We start from the raw sequence: 2,007 nt of genomic DNA, 5'->3' as shown, positions 1-2,007 counted from the left end.
TTAATCAGTGCTTCCCTAGCCCACCAGCCCACTAGCTCACTAGCTCACTAGCTCACTAGTACACCAGCCCACTATTTCACATCTTCCGGCACAGCGGTTATGGTTTTCTGGTGGGTATAATTCACAAGCCCCGGTGGTCCTCCGGGAATCTTTTTCACATACCGGATGAGGGTGTAGTCCACATCCACTTTGCCGGAATTTCTTCCTTTGCTGTTCCAGGCGGCCAGGGCGGCAGCTTTGGCAAGGGTATCTTCCGGCACTGTTTCATTTCCTGCTTCAATCACCACATGGGATCCGGGAATGGCTCTGGCGTGGAGCCAGATGTCCGTTTTGGCAGCCTTATGAAGGGTGAGGTATTCGTTCTTCGTATTGCTGGTGCCGATCCACACCTTGAATCCGTCAATCATGCGGCTTTCAATCTGGGGAGCCTGCGATTTTTTGCCGGGTTTATTTCCTTTTTTCTTTCCCTGGGCCTGCCTCTTATCTATACCCAGATTTTTAAGCTCTTCCTTCAGCGCCTCCAGCTCCTGCTTGGTGGTTACCTGTTCTGCAAAGTAGAGTGTATCCTGCAGGTAGGAAAGACGTTTGTCGCATTCGTCCAGTTTTTCCTGGCCGATGGCGCTTCTTGTTTTCATTTTATTGTATTTCTTGAAATACATCTGGCTGTTGGCGGAAACGGAAAGGAGGGGATCTACTGGAATGGTCTCATCCTCCGGCGGATCTTTGAAAAGATTGGACAGGGTGAGGGACGTCCTGTGGTTGATTTTTTCATAGGCATAGATGGAAAGAAGGGTGCCCCACAGTTTGTACTGGTCCATGCGGGATGTTTCCTTCATCTCATCGCCTATTTTCCGTTTCTTCCTTTCCTCCCTTTTGATAAGGGTATGGAGCTGCTTCTTATAGTCCTGCACCGCCTGGCTGATGGAGCCGGCGCCGCTTTCCGCCTCTTTTTCGATGAAGGAAAGGACCTCCGCCTTTTCCGGTTCATCTTTCAGAATGGAAAGGGGAATGGGGCTGGCCGTCTTTTTCCCTTTTCCATTTTTATAAATGTAAAGGCAGTTGGAATTTTGAATAGCTTCCGCCATATTTGTAATGGACGAAAGAATCCGCTCCTCGTCCTCATCGGTGATAGAAGAAAGGGGAATATCGGCAGGCACATGGCTTTCCAGGGCCAGCTCATCTGCCAGAAAACGGGAAAAACCGTTGAAATGACCAAAAAGCCAGCTGTCAAGGGGGATGTCTTCTTTCCTGGAGAAATCAAGGATGTTTTTCAGTTCTTCCCTGCTGAATTTCATGAAATCCATGCGGTCTCCATGACCGGGGAGGGAATAGGTTTCTCCTGGTACCAGCAGGCGGTCCAGCTTCTTTCCTCGAAGGCAGGCATCAATTATTGTATTTCCTTCAGTGAGAATCATGTTCGGTGATGCCGGCAGCAGTTCCACCCAAAGGGTGCGGGTAATGATTTCACTTCCCGCTTCAATGCGGTCAAAGGAAAGGGCCACCACCCGGTCCATGTCTACCTGTTCTATGCGGGAAAGGCGGCTCCCCTCCAGATATTTCCGAAGGGTCATACAGAAAGTCTGGGAAGGGGAGTACTGCTTTTTGTTTTTCCCTTTCGACGTAAGGTAAAGCAGGGGCGGATTGTAGGTATTAATCATAAGGCTTACAATGTCCCCGTCAGTGCAGAAAAGCTCCAGATCCATAATACGGTTGTCTATCTGGTGCACCTGCCGCACCTGGCAGGCATCCAGCTTTTCCTTCAATTTTTTGGTAATTACATATAATACAGCGCTGTCTATCTGCATGATTTCCTCCTGCATAAGCGGATACTCTTAAATGGTTTTATCCAGTATATCATAATCGGCGGGAAAGGGGCGGAGGAAAAGGTTCTTAAGACTGACCGGCTCACGCCGGAGGATTCTTAGGGAAGCGCTGATTAAATCACTGTCTGCTTTTCTTCTTGGATTTTTATGCAATGCAAGGAATGGGACAACGCGAATAGCGAGC

The 2,007-nt window shown here is 48.9% G+C and carries 1 protein-coding gene; it reads right to left on the bottom strand.

Annotated elements, in window-relative coordinates:
* Positions 1-71 precede the first annotated feature (71 nt).
* The gene (locus tag B2Y11_RS01450; RefSeq protein ID WP_291055220.1) at positions 72-1,805 is read right to left on the bottom strand and encodes an Rqc2 family fibronectin-binding protein; all 1,734 of its coding nucleotides are present in this window, start codon (positions 1,803-1,805) and stop codon (positions 72-74) included.
* Positions 1,806-2,007 lie beyond the last annotated feature (202 nt).

The sequence above is a fragment of the Dialister sp. UBA1703 genome, from assembly GCA_002320515.1.
GTDB lineage: Bacteria > Bacillota > Negativicutes > Veillonellales > Dialisteraceae > Dialister.
The sequence above is the reverse complement of the archived record's forward strand: the minus strand, read 5'-3'. Positions and strand labels throughout refer to the sequence as shown.